At 63.9% G+C, this 16,583-nt stretch carries 25 protein-coding genes and 1 pseudogene; 6 read left to right on the plus strand and 20 right to left on the minus strand.

What is annotated here, in order from left to right:
• Positions 1-268: 268 nt before the first annotated feature.
• The 19 genes from K225_RS0117595 to merR all read right to left on the minus strand — a co-directional run bounded on the left by K225_RS0117595 (position 269) and on the right by merR (position 13,007).
• The gene (locus K225_RS0117595; protein WP_026437599.1) at positions 269-514 is read right to left on the minus strand and encodes a DUF2274 domain-containing protein; all 246 of its coding nucleotides are present in this window, start codon (positions 512-514) and stop codon (positions 269-271) included.
• The gene (locus tag K225_RS22840) at positions 511-1,119 is read right to left on the minus strand and encodes a TrbI/VirB10 family protein (RefSeq protein ID WP_369794879.1); all 609 of its coding nucleotides are present in this window, start codon (positions 1,117-1,119) and stop codon (positions 511-513) included. Before K225_RS22840 ends, K225_RS0117595 begins: the two co-directional genes overlap by 4 nt.
• A gap of 677 nt (positions 1,120-1,796) precedes the next feature.
• Positions 1,797-2,798: a P-type conjugative transfer protein TrbG gene (gene trbG, locus K225_RS0117605; RefSeq protein WP_026437601.1), complete on the minus strand. Its 1,002-nt coding sequence runs from the start codon at positions 2,796-2,798 to the stop codon at positions 1,797-1,799.
• Entirely contained in the window at positions 2,795-3,499 is a 705-nt protein-coding gene (gene trbF, locus K225_RS0117610; protein ID WP_026437602.1) for a conjugal transfer protein TrbF, read from the minus strand. The genes trbG and trbF overlap by 4 nt, the downstream gene beginning before the upstream one ends.
• Before the next feature lie 12 nt (positions 3,500-3,511).
• Complete coding sequence (trbL, locus tag K225_RS0117615; RefSeq protein ID WP_026437603.1) at positions 3,512-4,897, minus strand: P-type conjugative transfer protein TrbL; 1,386 nt, start codon at positions 4,895-4,897, stop codon at positions 3,512-3,514.
• Entirely contained in the window at positions 4,894-5,187 is a 294-nt protein-coding gene (locus K225_RS0117620; RefSeq protein WP_026437604.1) for a hypothetical protein, read from the minus strand. Before K225_RS0117620 ends, trbL begins: the two co-directional genes overlap by 4 nt.
• An 11-nt stretch (positions 5,188-5,198) precedes the next feature.
• The gene (gene trbJ, locus K225_RS0117625; RefSeq protein WP_026437605.1) at positions 5,199-5,927 is read right to left on the minus strand and encodes a P-type conjugative transfer protein TrbJ; all 729 of its coding nucleotides are present in this window, start codon (positions 5,925-5,927) and stop codon (positions 5,199-5,201) included.
• Positions 5,924-8,374, minus strand: a complete 2,451-nt coding sequence (gene trbE / locus K225_RS0117630; protein ID WP_026437606.1) for a conjugal transfer protein TrbE — start codon at positions 8,372-8,374, stop codon at positions 5,924-5,926. The genes trbJ and trbE overlap by 4 nt, the downstream gene beginning before the upstream one ends.
• Positions 8,375-8,389: 15 nt before the next feature.
• Complete coding sequence (locus K225_RS0117635; RefSeq protein WP_026437607.1) at positions 8,390-8,659, minus strand: VirB3 family type IV secretion system protein; 270 nt, start codon at positions 8,657-8,659, stop codon at positions 8,390-8,392.
• Positions 8,656-9,039, minus strand: a complete 384-nt coding sequence (locus tag K225_RS0117640) for a TrbC/VirB2 family protein (RefSeq protein ID WP_014995132.1) — start codon at positions 9,037-9,039, stop codon at positions 8,656-8,658. The genes K225_RS0117635 and K225_RS0117640 overlap by 4 nt, the downstream gene beginning before the upstream one ends.
• 49 nt (positions 9,040-9,088) lie before the next feature.
• The gene (locus K225_RS0117645; RefSeq protein WP_026437608.1) at positions 9,089-9,646 is read right to left on the minus strand and encodes a recombinase family protein; all 558 of its coding nucleotides are present in this window, start codon (positions 9,644-9,646) and stop codon (positions 9,089-9,091) included.
• Entirely contained in the window at positions 9,580-10,011 is a 432-nt protein-coding gene (locus tag K225_RS21160) for a hypothetical protein (RefSeq protein ID WP_304412677.1), read from the minus strand. Before K225_RS21160 ends, K225_RS0117645 begins: the two co-directional genes overlap by 67 nt.
• On the minus strand, positions 10,008-10,508 hold the full coding sequence (locus K225_RS0117655; protein WP_003100856.1) for a hypothetical protein: 501 nt from the start codon (positions 10,506-10,508) through the stop codon (positions 10,008-10,010). Before K225_RS0117655 ends, K225_RS21160 begins: the two co-directional genes overlap by 4 nt.
• Positions 10,505-10,831, minus strand: coding sequence for a hypothetical protein (locus K225_RS0117660; protein WP_003100858.1), 327 nt, complete (start codon positions 10,829-10,831; stop codon positions 10,505-10,507). Before K225_RS0117660 ends, K225_RS0117655 begins: the two co-directional genes overlap by 4 nt.
• Before the next feature lie 254 nt (positions 10,832-11,085).
• Positions 11,086-11,442, minus strand: coding sequence for a cupin domain-containing protein (locus tag K225_RS21945; protein ID WP_003465043.1), 357 nt, complete (start codon positions 11,440-11,442; stop codon positions 11,086-11,088).
• A gap of 47 nt (positions 11,443-11,489) precedes the next feature.
• Positions 11,490-11,663, minus strand: coding sequence for a hypothetical protein (locus K225_RS22475; RefSeq protein ID WP_003154411.1), 174 nt, complete (start codon positions 11,661-11,663; stop codon positions 11,490-11,492).
• Between the two features lie 15 nt (positions 11,664-11,678).
• The gene (locus tag K225_RS0117665) at positions 11,679-12,065 is read right to left on the minus strand and encodes a DUF86 domain-containing protein (protein ID WP_003100872.1); all 387 of its coding nucleotides are present in this window, start codon (positions 12,063-12,065) and stop codon (positions 11,679-11,681) included.
• Positions 12,062-12,352, minus strand: coding sequence for a nucleotidyltransferase family protein (locus K225_RS0117670; protein WP_001247892.1), 291 nt, complete (start codon positions 12,350-12,352; stop codon positions 12,062-12,064). The genes K225_RS0117665 and K225_RS0117670 overlap by 4 nt, the downstream gene beginning before the upstream one ends.
• Positions 12,353-12,572: 220 nt before the next feature.
• Positions 12,573-13,007: an Hg(II)-responsive transcriptional regulator gene (gene merR, locus K225_RS0117675; protein ID WP_000429838.1), complete on the minus strand. Its 435-nt coding sequence runs from the start codon at positions 13,005-13,007 to the stop codon at positions 12,573-12,575.
• A 71-nt stretch (positions 13,008-13,078) separates the two neighbouring features.
• Between merR and merT the strand changes: the two genes are divergently transcribed.
• The 6 genes from merT to merE are packed head-to-tail and all read left to right on the plus strand — an operon-like array spanning position 13,079 to position 16,226.
• Positions 13,079-13,429, plus strand: coding sequence for a mercuric ion transporter MerT (merT, locus tag K225_RS0117680; protein WP_001294667.1), 351 nt, complete (start codon positions 13,079-13,081; stop codon positions 13,427-13,429).
• Between the two features lie 15 nt (positions 13,430-13,444).
• A complete protein-coding gene (merP, locus tag K225_RS0117685) occupies positions 13,445-13,720 on the plus strand; it encodes a mercury resistance system periplasmic binding protein MerP (protein ID WP_000735441.1) in 276 nt (91 codons plus the stop codon).
• A 2-nt stretch (positions 13,721-13,722) separates the two neighbouring features.
• Positions 13,723-13,968 carry a mercury resistance system transport protein MerF gene (gene merF, locus K225_RS0117690; RefSeq protein WP_000654684.1) on the plus strand — a complete coding sequence of 82 codons (246 nt, stop codon included), beginning with the start codon at positions 13,723-13,725 and terminating at the stop codon, positions 13,966-13,968.
• Complete coding sequence (gene merA, locus K225_RS0117695; protein WP_000136268.1) at positions 13,965-15,611, plus strand: mercury(II) reductase; 1,647 nt, start codon at positions 13,965-13,967, stop codon at positions 15,609-15,611. Before merF ends, merA begins: the two co-directional genes overlap by 4 nt.
• Before the next feature lie 16 nt (positions 15,612-15,627).
• A complete protein-coding gene (gene merD / locus K225_RS0117700) occupies positions 15,628-15,993 on the plus strand; it encodes a mercury resistance co-regulator MerD (protein ID WP_003465059.1) in 366 nt (121 codons plus the stop codon).
• Positions 15,990-16,226 carry a broad-spectrum mercury transporter MerE gene (gene merE, locus K225_RS0117705; protein WP_001087809.1) on the plus strand — a complete coding sequence of 79 codons (237 nt, stop codon included), beginning with the start codon at positions 15,990-15,992 and terminating at the stop codon, positions 16,224-16,226. The genes merD and merE overlap by 4 nt, the downstream gene beginning before the upstream one ends.
• A 52-nt stretch (positions 16,227-16,278) precedes the next feature.
• Here merE and K225_RS21950 read toward each other — a convergent pair.
• A pseudogene (locus tag K225_RS21950) lies at positions 16,279-16,494 on the minus strand (helix-turn-helix domain-containing protein); the annotation flags it as partial.
• Between the last annotated feature and the right edge of the window lie 89 nt (positions 16,495-16,583).

Raw genomic sequence — 16,583 nt, forward strand, 5'->3', positions numbered from 1 at the left:
GCTTGTGTCAAGCGTTTTGCCTGAATGCAGGTCGCATCAGAAGCCTATACAGGTCAACGGGCTAGATCGAATCGAGGTTGCTTGGAGAGCTTCCGACTTTATGGGCCAGGAGCCACACAGAAGCATCGCGGCAGAAAGCCTCATCGCGTCATGGCGGGCGATCAAGCAACCGTCGAGGGATTCTCATCCCCACCTCGCCGCTGAAAGCGAACGCGCAGCCCTTGGGCTGCGCGCTGGTCATGCGGTGGCTGATGATAGTAAAGCGTGGTCAGCTTGGTTTCGGAGGCGGGGCCTTAGCCCCGCCGCTTTTCCTGAATCCCCGATCTCCGGCCATGAACGCCTCCAGCATGTATGGGATCAGCGTCGTCGCATCGACTGCTTCACCGTGGGCCTGCGCATGCAGCGCGGCGTAGCGGTCGAGATCGGCCTTGAGGCTGATCGGGCACGCGAAGGTCAGCTTGACGCTCTCGGTCTTGGGCAATGGCCCCAGTCGCAGTTTGCGCGTTGTGCTCATCGTGAAGTCCCCCGGTTGAAGAACAGCGGCTGGTATGGCCGCAGCACCAGGTCGCGGTTGACGATGATGCGCACCGGCAGGCCGGGCCGCTCTGTCAGTGTCGGCTGGATGTTGAGGTTGCGCCGGGTCATCTCCTGTCCCGCCTGGTTCACACTGTCTTGCAGGCTGTCGCGTCCGGCGATGATGACGCGATCGCCGCCCTGACGATTCTCCGGTGCGGCCAGCTCGGCACCGACGCCCAGCAGCGTCGTCAGTGCCGCGCCAGCGAAGATGCGATCCCAATGCCAATCGACGCCATCCTCCAGGCCGGCGTAGCCGGCCGGGTCAGTGCCGGCCAAGTTGTCGAGCGTGAGCGATGACGTGTCCGGCAGGATGACCCGGTTCCACACCACCTGCACGCGGCTCTGCCCATAAGCGACCTGGCTGTTGTATTTGCCGAAGATGCGCGATCCCTGCGGGATCAGCAGATAGCGGCCGGTCGCGGTGTCGTACACCGGCTCCGTCACCGTGCCGATCACGTCGCCCGGCAGGTCGGACTTGATGCCCGTTACGAGCGCCGCGGCGATCACCGTGCCGGCCATCACCTGGTACGGCGAAGTCGGCATTTGCAGAATGCCGGAATTACGGGTTTCCGTAGTTCCGACTTTCTGGAACGCCTCTTTCTGGTCTTGGCGGTTCTGCACGGCAGTCGGGTCGGCGGGCTGGGCCGCCGTCGAGGCCGGTCCTGCGGCCTGCGGATCGAAGCCGGTTAAGCCAGATGTCGGGCCGGCGGCGGCCACCTGCGTCGGCGCCGTAGCGGCGCGCTGGTTGCTGGAGCGGAAGAACACTGACGATCCCGCTGCCGCTTCAGCCTCCTTGCGCCGCGCGTCACGCTCGGCGGCGCCGGGGTCTTGGCCGGGCGGCGAGTAGCGGGCCACCGCCTGCTGTTGAGACTTCACGATGGCCGGCCCCAGGTCGCCGGGCAACGGCGGCCCCAACTCTGGCACCTTAGGCGGTAGCTTGGAGTAATCAGTGGGAAGCTGGTCCAGTCCTTCGGAGCGCGAGACGCGATCGACGTTGTAAAGCTCGGCCGGCTCGTTGCCGCTGCGCCGATGCGTCGGCTGCAATGACCACATCGTTGCGCCCAGCACGGCCACGCCGAGGCCGCCGGTCAGCAGCGCCAGCGTTCGCCGATTCAAGCGTGTCACCGGGCGCGGCTGAGCCCGCAGCGCCACGTTCTCGGGCGCGACCTTCGGCGCAGTGTCGGGAATCGGCACATCTGGGGTTTCGTCCTGGCTCATGGTCATTTCCCCCGCGTGCCATCCGTGCGCTCGATGCGCACCACGTCGCCCTTGTCCCCGCCCAAGCGAAGTTCGGCCGCGCCGAACAGCCGATCCACGATGTAGTACGGTGAGCGGAAGCGGTAGTTCACCAGTTGCCCGTCGCCCTGAGCGCCGATCACGAACAAGGGAGGCAACTCGCCCTGCGCGATGCCTCCCGGGAACTGGATATAGACCTTCTCGCCGTCGTCGAAAGCGCGCAATGGCTTCCACGGTGGATTGCTGCCGCTGACCGCGTAGCGGAAGCGGATCTTCTCCAGCGACAGGCCGGTATCGACCGGCGCCGTCGCCTGCGCGGCCTGCGACTGGCGCTGCAAGGCCAACATCCGATCTTTCGGATAGTCCCAAGACACCGATGCCATCCACGCTTTTTCCGTCGAGGTCAGTTCCAGCAGGTATGTCCTGCGGTTCGTGGTGACGACCAGATTGGTCTTGAGACCCGACCGGGTGGGCTTCACCAGCACGTTGACGCGCAGCTCGGCGCCGGCGCCGCTGGACGTATCGCCAACGATCCAACGCACCGTGTCGCCGGCGGCGACCGTCACCAGTTCCTCGCCCGGCTGTAGGGACACGACGGTGACGCGCCCCGGCGCAGCGTAGACCTGATACAGCGCGCCGTCGGTGAAAGGCCACACCTGAATCGCGTTGACGTAGCCCTCGCGCGTCGGCGCCATGCGCGCCTCGGCGTTGGCACGCGAGACTCGCACGGTTTCGTCGGCCGGCTCCGGCGCGGGCTTGACTTCGTCCACGTCAGGCAGCGGCTTCATCTGCGCCGGCATCGGCAGCACCTTCGGCACCTCCACCACTTCCACCGGCTTCGGTGGTTCGGGCAACGGTTGCGCCAGCACCGGCTCATCGAGCGAGATGCGCGGCGGGGGCTTGCCCTGCGAGGCGCAGCCCATCAGTGACGACGCGGTGGCCGCCAAAGTCAGCACAAAAGCGTAAAAGCGGAAAGACAGGTTCATGGCTTGGCTCCTTCGGACGCATCCAGTTCGCGGCTCCACGACAAGCCGTTGACGTAGATGCCCAGCGGGTTCTTGCGCAGGCGTTGCTCGGTGCGCGGGGTTTGCAGGACGATGGAAATCACGGCGTTCCAGCGTTGGGTGCCCGCCGGCGCGCCGTTGACGAAACGCTGCTCCGTCCAGCGCACGTTGAACGACGAATCGCTGGCGCGAACGACGCTGGTGATCTGCACGGTTACCGACTCCTTGCCGACGCGCGCGAACGGATCATTCGTGTGCGCGTAGTCGTTGAGTACCGCTGCGCCGCGATCGGTGGTGTAGTCGTAGGCATCCAGCCAGTTCTGCCGTACCACGATGGGGTCAATCGACAGCGACCGAACCAGCGTGATGAAGTGCGCCAAGTGGTAGGCGACCTGTGCATCTGCTGGCCGGTACGGCGTGGCGGCCTCGCCGATCGCGCGCACCTGGCCGGTCTTGTCCACCTCCACCACGTAGGGCGTGACGATGGACTGCGCCGAGCGCCAAACCAGGCCGCCCGCCATCAAGAGCGCCAGCGCGAGGCAGCCAAAGGCCATCAGCCGCCAATTCTTCGCCTGCACCCGGGCCGAGCCGATGCGCTCGTCCCATACCTGCGCGGCGGCTTGATACGGGGTGGCAGGCTGCGGCGTATCGGCGTAGCGCACCTGCGGTCGTTTGAATCGCATAGCTGGTTCTCCTCAAGAATCGGAATCGGTAAGGCTTGGTCCGCTGCCCGAGCCGCCGCCGTCCCCGCCGCGCAGCGTGTGTGCGGCAGTGGTGGCGGCATGGGATATCTGCTGGCGGCGATGCAGCCGCTTGGCCCAGGCGGGTTGTTGTTGGTTGGCGCTATTCGCGGCGGCTTCGCCTGCGGCGGTCGGGCCTGATGCGGCAGCACCGGCCGTTGCGCCACCACCGGATGCCTGTTCCGCACCATCCGAGCGGAAGGCGGCAGCGGCGCGCTGCCCGATTGAGCGCGCGCTAGCGGCGGCCCTCTGGCCGACCGCCTGCGCGCCGGTCTTGGCGACGTTACCTAGGCCCGCCATTGCACCTTTCGCACCACCGCCGGCAGAGGCGGAACCGACCTGAAACGCCGACCGTGCGCTGCTGGCGGTCGAGGCAGCGGCGCGGGCGCCGCTGCCGATGGCGCTGGCGGCAGCTGGTGCCATGCGCGCTCCAGCCACCACAGCGCTACCGACGCCGGTAGCGGCAGCGCCGACTGCGACTGCGGTCCCCGCCGCACCCAGGGCGGCGCCAGCCATCGCGCCAGCACCGAGTTGTGGGCCGCCTGAAATCAACCCGGTGGCGATGCCTGGCCCGAAGATGCCCAGCGCAAGCATTGCCAACGACGCCAGCATCACCACCAGCGCATGGTCTATGGAAGGCTCGCCCGGCGTGGTCGGGAACTCTGCGAACAACCCCGTACCGATGCCGACGATGACAGCCAGCACCAATACCTTGATGCCCGACGACACGACGTTACCGAGCACCTTTTCAGCGAGGAACGCGGTCTTGTTCCAAAGCGCGAACGGCACCAGCACGAAGCCGGCGAGCGTGGTCAGCTTGAACTCGATCAGCGTGACGAAGAGCTGCACCGCCAGCACAAAGAAGCTGAGGATGACGATGAACCAGGCGAGGAACATCACGACGATGGGCGCGATGTTGACAAACACTTCCGGAAAGCCTGCCATCTCACTTATCTGTTGAAGGATCGGCGCCGCCGCGTCAATGCCGGACTTAGCGAGGTGTCCCGGTTGCAGGAACGTCGCCATGCTCACGGTCGAGCCGGACGCTGTCAGGCCCAAGCCGGCGAAAGAGCGAAACACGATGCTGGCCAGCATGTTGAAATTGCCGATGATGTAGGCGAAGGCGCCGACGTAGAGCACCTTGCGAATGAGCTTCGCCATCACGTCGTCGCCCTGGCCGGTCGCATGGCCGAGCGCCCAATACAACCCGGCGAGCGTCATGTCGATCGCCACCAGCGTCGCGGTCAGGAACGCGACTTCGCCGCGCAGCAGACCGAAGCCGGAGTCGATGTAGGTAGAAAAGACGTTGAGAAAATGGTCAATGATGGAAACGTCGTTCATGGCCGTTCCTCCGTCGGCGTGCTGGGGCCGTCGAAGCTGGCCGGGATCGGCGGCAGGTCAGCCAGCGTTTGGTATTCACCTGGCCCGGCCCGCCCGGAGAGGAAGCGGCGTAGGTCTGCCTGGTCCACTCGCGCGCAGAACCCGTCGTCGTGTTCGCCACGGTGGCACTGCGCACGCAACGCGTGCAGCTGCGCCGGATCAGCGGCCAGCGCATCGACCGACAATGCCTGCGGCCGGTTGCAGCCGGCCAGCAGGCACGCGAAGGCGAACAGGATGGGCGCGCGTTTCATGGCTATGCCCGTCAGTTGCCGTAGAAATTGACCGACTGCGGCCTGTACGCCGTGCCGGTGCCGAGGAAGCGCCGCGTCACCTCGCGCCCACGTTCGACGGCAGCGGCCTGCCGCGCCAGTTCCAGTGCCGTGGCACGTCCCTGCGTGAGCTGGAGCTGTTGTGACTGGACGGACTGCTTCGCTTGCAAGGCCAAGAGTTGGTTGGTCGCCTGCATGGCTTGCAAGGCGCCGGTAGCCGACTGGCTTTGGCCTACGAGATCCGTCAAAACACCCTCGTCTTCGGTCACGTTCTGCGACACCTGCGCCTGCATCTGCATCGCGGTCTGCAAGCCATTGAGCGTGTTCTGCCAACGCTGGTGCGCGTCCTGGTACATCTGATTGCCGCTCACGGTCGCGGCGTACTGCTGCGGGTACAACTGCGCGAACTGCTGATCCATGCTCTGCACTTGGAACGCCAGCCCTTGCGCCTGCGTGATGAGTTGCTGGGTGGTCGCCAGCGTCGAGCGCAGCCGGTTGACCACGTCGAAAGGCAGGCTCGCCAGGTTGCGCCCCTGATTTATCAGCGACTGCGCCTGGTTCTGGAGTTGTTGAATCTGGTTATTGATTTGCTCCAGCGTGCGAACCGCAGTCAACGTGTTCTGCACAAGGTTGGTCGGATCGACGACAACCCACTGCGCTTGCGCAGCGGGCATGACACCGATCAACGCGGCAACAGCGAGGGTGACAAGGCGAATCTTCATGGCGAAACCTCCAGAGGTTGACGAGCGAGGAAGGACGCGGCGGACGGTGCGGACGGCAGCAGGTCGGCCGCCCAATCAAGGCCGCGATGGCGCAGCCAGGCACCGGCAAAGCCCGGTGCACCGGCATCGGTAAGCACGCCGTCGATGGCGCGCTGGTCCTGGGGCGTCGAGGCGCCCGCGAATGCGAGCGTGACGGGCCCCAAATCGAGGTCGAACAGGCGATTGCCTGCACGGGATTGGTAGTAGTAGTCGCGTTTGGGCTGCGCGGTGGCGACGATCTCGATCTGGCGGCTGTTGAGGCCAAAGCCTTCGTAGATCGTGCGAATCTGCGGCTCGGTTGCCTGAGGGTTCGGCAGAAAGATGCGGCTGGCGCAGCTTTCGATGATCGCGGGAGCGATGCTCGAATCCTTGATGTCGGCGAGCGACTGCGTGGCGAAGATGACGCTGACGTTCTTCTTGCGCAGCGTCTTGAGCCATTGGCGGATGCGCGCGGCGAATACCGGGTCGTCGAGGAACAGCCAGGACTCATCGAGGATCAGCAGGGTCGGCGCACCGTCGAACCGCTCATCGAAGCGTGCGAACAGGTAGCCCAGCACGGCTAGTACCGCAGCCTTGCTGTGCATCAACTCCTCCATCTCGAAGCACTGCACGTCGGCCGCGCCCAGGCGGTCGTGATCGGCGTCAAGTAGCTTGCCGTGCGCGCCGCCGAGCACGTAGGGCGCGAGCGCCTGCCGCAGCGCGTTCGATTGCAGCAGCACCGACAAGCCGGTGAGCGTGCGCTGCTCGACCGGGGCGCCGGCGAGGCTGCCGAGCGCTGACCAAATGGCGGCCTTCTCATCGGGGCCGACAGCTACGCCTTCGTGCAACAGGCGGCCTTCGACCCATTCGGCGGCCCAGGTTCGGTAGCCCTCGTGGTCGATGCGCGCGAGCGGCTGGAAGGCGATCGCGCCATCAGCGCCGAGGTCGTAGTATTCGCCGCCCAGGCCCAGCGCTGTCGCCCGCATGGAGCGACCCATGTCGAAGGCGAAAATGCGTGAGCCGGGATAGCGGCGGAACTGCATCGCCAGCGTGGCGAGCAACACGGATTTCCCCATGCCCGTCGGACCTGCGATCAGCGTATGGCCTACGTCGCCGATGTGCGTCACTAGCCGGAACGGCGTCGCGCCTTCGGTGCGGGTGACGATCAGCGGCGGGCCGTCGAGATGCTCGTTCTTCTCCGGCCCGGCCCACACCGCCGACACCGGCATCAGGTGCGCGAGGTTCAGCGTCGACACGATGGGCTGGCGCACGTTGGCGTAGGCGTTGCCTGGCACCGACGACAGCCACGCCTCCACCGAATTGAGGGTTTCGGGAATCGTCACGAAGCCCCGCCCCTGAATCGCGCGCTCCACCATGCGCAGCTTCTCGTCAGCCGTGTCGGCATCGGTATCGAGCACCGTCACAGTCGCGGTGACGTAGCCGAAGGCGACTTGATCGCTGCCGAGTTCCTGCAAGGCCGTATCGGCGTCCGCCGATTTGTTGCTGGCGTCGGTATCCACCAACGGGCTTTCCTGCTGGAAGATGGTTTCGCGCAGAAGCGCCACCACGTTCTTGCGCTTGGCGAACCACTGCCGGCGCAGGCGGCCGAGTTCCTTTTCGGCCTCCGACTTGTCCATGCACAGAAAGCGCGTGCTCCAGCGGTAAGCGAAGCCCAGCCGGTTGAGGTCGTCCAGAATCCCCGGCCAAGTCGAGGTTGGGAAGCCACGCACCGTGACGACCCGCAGGTGCTGGTCGCCGAGCATCGGTGCGAGGCCGCCGATCAAGGGCGTGTCGGCCAGAAGCGCGTCAAGGTGGAACGGCACGTCCGGCACACCGATGCGGTAGCGCCGCGTCGAGACGGTCGCGTGCAGGTAGGTCAGTGTTTCGGCGTCGTCGAGCCAGTTGATCTCCGGCATCACGCCATCGAGTAGGTCGAAGACGCGCCCGGTTTCCGCGACGAACGCGGTCAGGCGTTCGCGCCAGTCCACGCCGGCGGTCGGCGTGTTCTCGTACAGCAGCTTGGCCGCACGGGCACGGGATTCCTCCGCCGGTAGGTATTGCAGCGTGAGGTGATAGCCGCTCTCGAAGTGGTGGCCTGATTCCTCGAAGGTCGCGCGCCGTTCTTCGTCCACCAGCCACGACAACGGTTCGGGGAAATCCGAGTGCGGATAATCCGCCGCCGGCCGGCGTTCGGCTTCGACGAACAACGCCCAGCCAGCGCCGAGTCGGCGCAGCGCGTTGTTCAGGCGTGCCGTCGTGGCGATGAGTTCGCCTTGAGTGGCACTGTCCAAATCAGGCCCACGAAAGCGCGCCGTGCGCTGGAAACTGCCGTCCTTGTTCAAGACGACACCCGGCGCGACCAGTCCGGCCCATGGCAACCAATCGGCAAGCAAGGACGGGCGCTGACGGTATTCGGCGAGATTCAGCATCGCGGCATCTCCTCGTCAGACGTCCAACAGCGGCTTGTGCTTGAGGTGCTTGGCAAACACCTGCATGAACTGCGGATCGACGCGAGCTCCCCAAACCGCCAGCGAATGGCCGACGATCCAGAGCACGACGCCGGGAATCCACAGTTGCATGCCCAGGCCAACGGCAGCGGCCAGTGTCCCGTTGGCGATCGCTACAGTGCGCGGTGCGCCGCCCATCAGAATCGGCTCGGTCAGCGAGCGGTGCAGTGGCACCTCGAAGCCCGGCAAGTCGCTGGCCGTGCTCATACGACGGCCCCGCCGGAGAAGCTGAAGAACGACAGGAAGAAGCTCGACGCCGCGAACGCAATGGTCAGACCGAACACGATCTGGATCAGCTTGCGGAAGCCGCCGCTCGTGTCGCCGAAGGCGAGCGCCAAGCCGGTGGCGATGATGATGATGACCGCGACGATGCGCGCGACCGGCCCCTGGATGGATTCGAGAATGGATTCGAGCGGACCTTCCCAGGGCATCGACGAACCGGCGGCCCGTGCCGTGCCAGCCGTCGTCAGCATCACGGCGGCCGTCAGCAGGCCGTGGTGCGCGGGGCCGGCCAGGCGCCGCAGGCGAGCCAGGATTGAGGCCGGATTTACGGAAATGCGGAAAGTATGGGCGTGCATCTGTGTCATGGCAGTACTCCAAGGTGGGGTCGTCTCAGAAAACGGAAAATAAAGCACGCTAAGCGTGCGTGGAGGCTGGCACCCAGCGGTACAGCGTCGGAATGGACACGCCGAGGTTCTTGGCCACGTCCTTGGGCGGCACCCCGCTGGCCAGCAGCTTCTTGGCCGACTCGATCTTGCTGTCGGTCATCTTCGGCTTGCAGCCGCCTTTGCGGCCGAGCTGCTTGGCGACTTCCAGCCCGGCGCGGGTGCGCTCGACGGTCAGCTCGCGCTCCATTTCGGCAAGGCTCGCCATGACGTGGAAGAAGAACCGCCCGGATGGTGTGCCGGTGTCGATGGAGTCGGTGAGGCTCCTGAACTGGACACCGTGCTTGTGCAGATCGCCGACCAGATCGACCAGTTGCTTGACCGACCGGCCCAGCCGGTCGAGCTTCCAGACGACCAAAGTATCGCCTTCGCGCAGCATTTCGAGCGTCTTGGCCAAGCCAGGCCGGTCTGCCCGCGTGCCACTCACCTTGTCCTCGAAGACCTTTTTACATCCGGCCTTGCTCAAGGCTTCGCGTTGCAGCTCCAGGTTCTGATCCTGCGTCGAGACGCGCGCATAGCCAATCGACATGGCTTGTCTCGCGCCCGGTCGATGCGTTCCTGCATCGCCTGCATCACTTCTTCGTGGGTGTACGATCTGGCGTTGGCGTCGGTGGCTTGCCGCAGGGCTTCCTCAACCTCGCGCGTCATCCGCTCGTAATCCTCCGGCCACAGCGCTTGCTCCATGCGCAGCGACGCCTGACCCAGCAGGTGCAGCAGGCTGAACAGCCGCATGTCGTTGGTGGCGACGATGCGCTCCCGAATCTGCTCCTGAATAGCTTCGCTAGCCCGATGCGCTTGTGGTGTGGCAGTCCCCTCGTAGTCAGCGGGGAATTCCGCTTCCTCGGCAATCCTTGCCCAGGCGCTGGCCAGCGCCTCGATGGTTGACGTGCTCATTTCCGCCGCTCCTGTGCTCTTTGGCGAATCAACCGGCCAAGGGGCCTCGACGCGAAAACCAGCAGCATCACGCCTATCGGATACCAGGTCGAGAAGACCACCAAGGCATCGAAGGCTGGCCGTCCGGTGTTGGTAGGCAGTACGGCGGTCACAGCCATCAACCCGCCGACCGTCCAGATGATGCGCCACACGTAGGGCATCACGCGGGGCACGTAGCCGTCATCGAAAGCGGTCTGGTAGTAGCGGCGCAGGCCGCGCTCGGCAAGCGCCTGGCGCTGCCGCTCCGACAGCGCATCCGTCCGGCCATACCAGCGCCGGAATGGTGGACAGCGCAGCAGCAAAGGGGTGAAGAGGATCATCACCGCCACGATCGCGACACCCCACGCCATGACGGCGCCGGCATCGGGCCGCTTGGCGTTCTCGATCACGGGCGCGAAGACGCCCGGAGCACCGATCATCCAGAACAGCGCAATGTGCTGATGGAAGGAGAGCTTCATTTGCTCATCCACTTGCGCAGCAGGCGCTTTTTCAGGGAGGCGCGTTCTTGCGGGTTGCGTCCCTTGTGATTGGCGATGCGATCCGCCGTGGCGGCCTGGCGCTTGACGGGCCAGTAGGAGCGGCCATCCTTGCCCATCGACCAGACGCTGCTGGCCTGGTTTTCCAGCAGGGGCAGATGGGCGCTCAGGGCTTCGGGCGACGCGCTGGTCAGCGCCGTGCGCTCACGGGTGCGCCAGCGCTGATGCCAGAGCTTCTTGTCCTCGCGCTCGCTGCCGCAGGTCGTGTGCCCGACGATGGGTGTTTTGCGGCGGCTGCGGCTCATAACGTAGTGGTCTCCAAGAACATTCAGGACTGATCCCAGGCGTCGATGGTCAAGACCTGATCGGCAGGACAGGCGGCTACGCGGTCGGGAACTGGATGGTGTTCAGTCTCATGCCGACCCCATTCGATTGATCGCGTCGCTTGCGGCACGCTGCGACGCAAGGAGGTTTGCGACCTGGTTTAGCAGCCGTGTCCGCTGCATGTCTGTTACCTATCTCCCCGACCGCTCATTGGACCAACTCCAGAGATTGGGCTCTATCGCTCAGCCAATACGAAACCGGCATTGGCTGATGCCACAACCGAGACGAACACAAATGGCTCGGTACCTGTATTTCGCGCCCCGTGCACTTGGCCCGGTCTTGCCACGGCTATCTCACCTTCCCTGAGGGCACGAACAATCCCATTGCCCTGAAAGTAATCAGCCATTCCCGACAAAACAGTCCACGTGTCTTGGCCGTGAGGATGAATGTGAGCCGCAATTTCCTGCCCGGGATGGACATGCCAAACCACGATAATTGAGTCTCGGGTTTCAAGCACAACGGAACGAATAGGCTCGCCTTCGGACGGCTGAACATACTCGGCTACAGAAAATATTCTCGATTCAACAGTCATCGGAGATCCCTCTTTCACAGTGCCCCCAGACAGGCTGGATATGAGTTCTAACTCGAATTTGAACGGGAGGCTGGTCGTGCGGTCGTGCAGTTGCCGATGAGCGTGTCGGCTGCTGCCTCCTTGCCCACCAGCGAACTCACGTCCGTTGCGGCCATCCAGAAGGTCTTGCCCGAGCGCGGCTCATAGGTCGCGGGATCGAACACGCCAGAGGGGCCGAACATCGGCGGCTTGATTGGTCATGGCTCCATGCCTTTGTCGTTACGGTCTTCATCGTCGGCATCCTGACGCACGGCGGGCAATTGCTGGAGCAACGCCGGCAGCCATTCCTGTACCGTCTCCCACACCACATCGAGGTTGATGTCGAAATAGCCGTGAGCCATGCGATTACGCATATTGCGCATGCTGCGCCACGGCACGTCGGCATGCGCCTGGGTGAACTCGACGTAGCCATCCATCACCTTTGTGGCCGCCTCGCCGATGACGATCAGGCTCATGATGACGGCCTGCTGGGTGCGCTTGTCGGCCAAGAAGTCGTCCTTGGCCATCCCTTCCACGAAGCTGCGCGCATCGGTTGCGGCCTGCTGAATGTGGTCGAGGTAATCGGGCAGGCGGTTCTCGCTCATATCGGTTGCGCCTCCGCGAGCACCTTGGCCCGGAACTTCGGCGGCAGGTCGCCGGGAGTCAGCAGATCGACGTCAACGCCGAGCAGCGATTTCAGTTCTTCTTCCAAATCGCCCAAGTCCAACAACGTGGCACCGGGCAGCGCATCGACCAACAGGTCGAGGTCGCTGCCATCCCGGTCGGTGCCATGCAGCACCGAGCCGAAGACGCGCGGGTTCGCGGCGCGAAAGCGGCCTACCGCTTCACGCACTGCGCTTCGCTTCATGTCAAGCACAACAGACGGTCGCATGGGCATCCTTTCTTATCGAAACTCGTTGAGATGATATGCAATCAAGAATAGGATTTCAAGAACTATTTTCGAGAATCGCAATGCCTTGATTCCCGTGCCGCGTGTCACTTTCAGAAGGCGACAGCACGAAATATCAAAAGTCGACCGCACGGTCTTTTCTGACGTTGGAGTCGCCTCAGAAAACGGAAAATAAAGCACGCTAAGGCGTAGTTCCCTCGGGCTACACCGCGTCCGCACTGCGCGGTTCTTTCTTCCCTTGCAGTGACGCAATCAGCGGGCAGGAAACGTTCCCCTTCCGCGCATGGCAGGCGCACACCAAATCAGACAGCACGGCCTCCATGCGCGCCAGGTCAGCCATCCTCTCGCGCACGTCCTTGAGCTTGTGCTCGGCCAGGCTGCTGGCTTCCTCGCAATGGGTGCCATCCTCCAGCCGCAGCAGCTCGGCGATCTCATCCAGGCTGAAGCCCAACCGCTGGGCTGATTTCACGAAGCGCACCCGCGTTACATCCGTCTCGCCATAGCGGCGAATGCTGCCGTAAGGCTTGTCCGGTTCCGGGAGCAAGCCCTTGCGCTGATAGAACCGGATGGTCTCCACATTGACCCCGGCCGTCCTGGCGAAAACGCCAATGGTCAGGTTCTCCAAATTGTTTTCCATATCGCTTGACTCCGTACATAACTACGGAAGTAAGCTTAAGCTATCCAATTCAGATTCGAAAGGACAAACGTATGTCTGAACCTCAAAACGGGCGCGGCGCGCTCTTCACTGGCGGGCTGGCCGCCATCCTCGCCTCGGCTTGCTGCCTCGGGCCGCTGGTTCTGATCGCCTTGGGGTTCAGCGGCGCTTGGATCGGCAACTTGACGGTGTTGGAACCCTATCGCCCCATCTTTATCGGCGTGGCGCTGGTGGCGTTGTTCTTCGCCTGGCGGCGCATCTACCGGCCGTCAGCCGCCTGCAAACCGGGTGAGGTTTGCGCGATTCCCCAAGTGCGAGCTACTTACAAGCTCATTTTCTGGGGCGTGGCCGTGCTGGTTTTGGTCGCGCTCGGATTTCCCTACGTCGTGCCATTTTTCTATTGATCACAGGAGTTCACCATGAAAAAGCTGCTTTCCGCCCTTGCCCTCGCTGCCGTTGTTGCCCCCGTGTGGGCCGCCACCCAGACCGTTACGCTGTCCGTACCGGGCATGACCTGCTCGGCCTGTCCGATCACTGTCAAGAAGGCGATTTCCAAGGTCGATGGCGTCAGTAAAGTTGACGTGACCTTCGAGACGCGCGAAGCGGTGGTCACCTTCGATGATGCCAAGACCAGCGTGCAGAAACTGACCAAGGCTACCGAGGATGCGGGCTACCCATCATCAGTCAAGAACTGATCATGAAAGACCCGAAGACACTGCTGCGGGTCAGCATCATTGGCACAACCCTCGTGGCGCTGTGTTGCTTCACCCCTGTTCTGGTCATTTTGCTCGGTGTGGTCGGCTTGTCCGCGCTGACCGGCTATCTGGACTATGTGCTGCTGCCTGCGCTGGCGATTTTCATCGGCTTGACCATCTACGCCATCCAACGAAAACGCCAAGCCGATGCCTGCTGCACCCCGAAATTCAATGGAGTAAAAAAATGACCGAAATCACCGTGAATGGCATGACCTGCACATCCTGCGCCACCCATGTCAAAGATGCTTTGGAAAAGATTCCCGGCGTGAATGCCGCTGTGGTGTCCTATCCAGAAAGCCGCGCGCAAGTCATGGCAGACACCGCCGTGAGCCACAACCAACTGCTGGCCGCCATCGCCGCATTGGGTTATCAAGGCTCGATCCGGGTTGGTGATTTCAAAGATGAACCAAAAATCCGTGATGCACTTGAGGGCGCCGGTTTGCATATCGCCATCATTGGCAGCGGCGGGGCCGCGATGGCGGCGGCGCTGAAGGCCGTCGAGCAAGGCGCGACGGTCACGCTGATCGAACGCGGCACCATCGGCGGCACCTGCGTCAATATCGGCTGTGTGCCGTCCAAGATCATGATCCGCGCTGCCCATATTGCCCATCTGCGCCGGGAAAGTCCGTTCGACGGCGGTATTGCGGCAACTGTGCCTGCGATTGACCGCAGCAAACTGCTGGCCCAGCAGCAGGCCCGTGTCGATGAACTGCGGCACGCCAAATACGAAGGCATCCTGGACGGCAATCCAGCCATCACCGTTTTGCACGGTGAAGCGCGTTTCAAGGACGACCAGAGCCTGGTCGTCCGTTTGAACGAGGGTGGCGAGCGCGAGGTAACGTTCGACCGCTGCCTGGTCGCCACCGGTGCCAGTCCGGCCGTGCCGCCGATTCCGGGCCTGAAAGAGTCACCCTACTGGACTTCCACCGAAGCGCTTGTCAGCGACACCATTCCCGCACGCCTGGCCGTGATCGGTTCGTCGGTGGTGGCGTTGGAACTGGCGCAAGCCTTTGCCCGGCTCGGCAGCCAGGTCACGATCCTGGCACGCAGCACCTTGTTCTTCCGGGAAGACCCGGCCATCGGCGAGGCCGTGACAGCCGCTTTCCGCGCCGAGGGCATCGAGGTGCTGGAGCACACGCAAGCCAGCCAGGTCGCCCATGTGAACGGCGAATTCGTGCTGACCACCGGACACGGTGAATTGCGCGCTGACAAGTTGCTGGTTGCCACCGGTCGGGCACCGAATACGCGCAGCCTCGCGCTGGACGCGGCGGGGGTCACTGTCAATGCGCAAGGGGCCATCGTTATCGACCAAGGCATGCGCACGAGCAACCCGAACATCTACGCGGCCGGCGACTGCACCGACCAGCCGCAGTTCGTCTACGTGGCAGCGGCCGCCGGCACCCGTGCCGCGATCAACATGACCGGCGGCGACGCAGCCCTCAATCTGACCGCGATGCCGGCAGTGGTGTTCACCGACCCGCAAGTCGCCACCGTGGGCTACAGCGAGGCGGAAGCGCACCACGATGGCATCGAGACCGACAGTCGCACGCTGACACTCGACAACGTTCCGCGAGCGCTTGCCAACTTCGACACACGCGGCTTCATCAAGCTGGTCATCGAGGAAGGTAGCGGACGGCTCATCGGCGTGCAGGCGGTGGCCCCGGAAGCGGGCGAACTGATCCAGACGGCGGTGCTCGCCATCCGCAACCGCATGACGGTGCAGGAACTGGCCGACCAGTTGTTCCCCTACCTGACAATGGTCGAGGGGTTGAAGCTTGCGGCGCAGACCTTCAACAAGGACGTGAAGCAGCTTTCCTGCTGCGCTGGATAAAAAAAGGAGGTTTTCAATGAGCGCCTACACCGTGTCCCGGCTGGCCCTTGATGCCGGGGTGAGCGTGCATATCGTGCGCGACTACCTGCTGCGCGGATTGCTGCGTCCGGTGGCGTGCACCCCGGGCGGCTATGGCCTGTTCGATGATGCCGCCTTGCAACGGCTGTGCTTCGTGCGGGCGGCCTTCGAGGCGGGCATCGGCCTGGACGCGCTGGCGCGGCTGTGCCGGGCGCTGGATGCTGCGGACGGCGATGAAGCGGCCGCGCAGCTTGCCGTTCTGCGCCAGTTCGTCGAGCGTCGGCGCGAAGCGTTGGCCGATCTGGAGGTGCAGTTGGCCACCATGCCGACCGAGCCGGCACAGCACGCGGAGAGTCTGCCATGAACAGCCCCGAGCGCTTGCCGTCCGAGACGCACAAACCGATCACCGGCTACCTGTGGGGCGCGCTGGCCGTGCTCACCTGTCCCTGCCATTTGCCGATTCTCGCCATTGTGCTGGCCGGCACGACGGCCGGCGCGTTCATCGGAGAGTACTGGGGTATCGCAGCCCTCACGCTGACCGGTTTGTTCGTCCTGTCTGTGACACGACTGCTGCGGGCCTTCAAAGATCGATCATGAGCGCTTCCCATTGAGACAAACCACGCTGTCGCTACGTTGCCTCATGCCGGCATCAAATTCGGCTGAGTAGCTTCTCGCCATCTGGACGTAGCTCACCCTTGGGTGAAACATGCCGATACAGGGTCTGCCGCGTGACGCCAAGTTCCTGGCACAGGTCGCCGACCTTGGTCTCTGGCTGACCCATTGCCGCCATCGCCAGCCGCAGCTTGGCGGCGGTCATCTTGAACGGCCGGCCGCCTTTCCGCCCGCGCGCGCGGGCCGAGGGTAACCATCCCCCGGCAAAGCCGGGGGCATTCGGGATGTGAGCCGCTCAAAGCGGCTGTAAGGGGTCGCTAACGCGGCCCCTCATTCTTGGGG

This window comes from Acidovorax sp. JHL-9 (assembly GCF_000426205.1).
In the GTDB taxonomy this organism is placed as follows: domain Bacteria; phylum Pseudomonadota; class Gammaproteobacteria; order Burkholderiales; family Burkholderiaceae_C; genus Acidovorax; species Acidovorax soli.

Excerpts from the sequence above, each read along its gene's own strand:
- K225_RS21160 (WP_304412677.1), bottom strand. The coding sequence starts at position 10,011 with ATGAGCACGTCAACCATCGAGGCGCTGGCCAGCGCCTGGGCAAGGATT.
- merF (WP_000654684.1), top strand. The coding sequence starts at position 13,723 with ATGAAAGACCCGAAGACACTGCTGCGGGTCAGCATCATTGGCACAACC.
- trbJ (WP_026437605.1), bottom strand. The coding sequence starts at position 5,927 with ATGAAGATTCGCCTTGTCACCCTCGCTGTTGCCGCGTTGATCGGTGTC.
- K225_RS0117635 (WP_026437607.1), bottom strand. The coding sequence starts at position 8,659 with ATGAGCACGGCCAGCGACTTGCCGGGCTTCGAGGTGCCACTGCACCGC.
- K225_RS0117670 (WP_001247892.1), bottom strand. The coding sequence starts at position 12,352 with ATGCGACCGTCTGTTGTGCTTGACATGAAGCGAAGCGCAGTGCGTGAA.
- K225_RS0117655 (WP_003100856.1), bottom strand. The coding sequence starts at position 10,508 with ATGAAGCTCTCCTTCCATCAGCACATTGCGCTGTTCTGGATGATCGGT.
- trbF (WP_026437602.1), bottom strand. The coding sequence starts at position 3,499 with ATGCGATTCAAACGACCGCAGGTGCGCTACGCCGATACGCCGCAGCCT.
- merP (WP_000735441.1), top strand. The coding sequence starts at position 13,445 with ATGAAAAAGCTGCTTTCCGCCCTTGCCCTCGCTGCCGTTGTTGCCCCC.
- merR (WP_000429838.1), bottom strand. The coding sequence starts at position 13,007 with ATGGAAAACAATTTGGAGAACCTGACCATTGGCGTTTTCGCCAGGACG.
- trbE (WP_026437606.1), bottom strand. The coding sequence starts at position 8,374 with ATGCTGAATCTCGCCGAATACCGTCAGCGCCCGTCCTTGCTTGCCGAT.
- K225_RS0117640 (WP_014995132.1), bottom strand. The coding sequence starts at position 9,039 with ATGACACAGATGCACGCCCATACTTTCCGCATTTCCGTAAATCCGGCC.
- K225_RS22840 (WP_369794879.1), bottom strand. The coding sequence starts at position 1,119 with ATGCCGACTTCGCCGTACCAGGTGATGGCCGGCACGGTGATCGCCGCG.
- K225_RS0117665 (WP_003100872.1), bottom strand. The coding sequence starts at position 12,065 with ATGAGCGAGAACCGCCTGCCCGATTACCTCGACCACATTCAGCAGGCC.
- K225_RS22475 (WP_003154411.1), bottom strand. The coding sequence starts at position 11,663 with ATGTTCGGCCCCTCTGGCGTGTTCGATCCCGCGACCTATGAGCCGCGC.
- merT (WP_001294667.1), top strand. The coding sequence starts at position 13,079 with ATGTCTGAACCTCAAAACGGGCGCGGCGCGCTCTTCACTGGCGGGCTG.
- trbL (WP_026437603.1), bottom strand. The coding sequence starts at position 4,897 with ATGAACGACGTTTCCATCATTGACCATTTTCTCAACGTCTTTTCTACC.
- merA (WP_000136268.1), top strand. The coding sequence starts at position 13,965 with ATGACCGAAATCACCGTGAATGGCATGACCTGCACATCCTGCGCCACC.
- K225_RS0117645 (WP_026437608.1), bottom strand. The coding sequence starts at position 9,646 with ATGTCGATTGGCTATGCGCGCGTCTCGACGCAGGATCAGAACCTGGAG.
- trbG (WP_026437601.1), bottom strand. The coding sequence starts at position 2,798 with ATGAACCTGTCTTTCCGCTTTTACGCTTTTGTGCTGACTTTGGCGGCC.
- K225_RS0117620 (WP_026437604.1), bottom strand. The coding sequence starts at position 5,187 with ATGAAACGCGCGCCCATCCTGTTCGCCTTCGCGTGCCTGCTGGCCGGC.
- merE (WP_001087809.1), top strand. The coding sequence starts at position 15,990 with ATGAACAGCCCCGAGCGCTTGCCGTCCGAGACGCACAAACCGATCACC.
- K225_RS21945 (WP_003465043.1), bottom strand. The coding sequence starts at position 11,442 with ATGACTGTTGAATCGAGAATATTTTCTGTAGCCGAGTATGTTCAGCCG.
- K225_RS0117595 (WP_026437599.1), bottom strand. The coding sequence starts at position 514 with ATGAGCACAACGCGCAAACTGCGACTGGGGCCATTGCCCAAGACCGAG.
- K225_RS0117660 (WP_003100858.1), bottom strand. The coding sequence starts at position 10,831 with ATGAGCCGCAGCCGCCGCAAAACACCCATCGTCGGGCACACGACCTGC.
- merD (WP_003465059.1), top strand. The coding sequence starts at position 15,628 with ATGAGCGCCTACACCGTGTCCCGGCTGGCCCTTGATGCCGGGGTGAGC.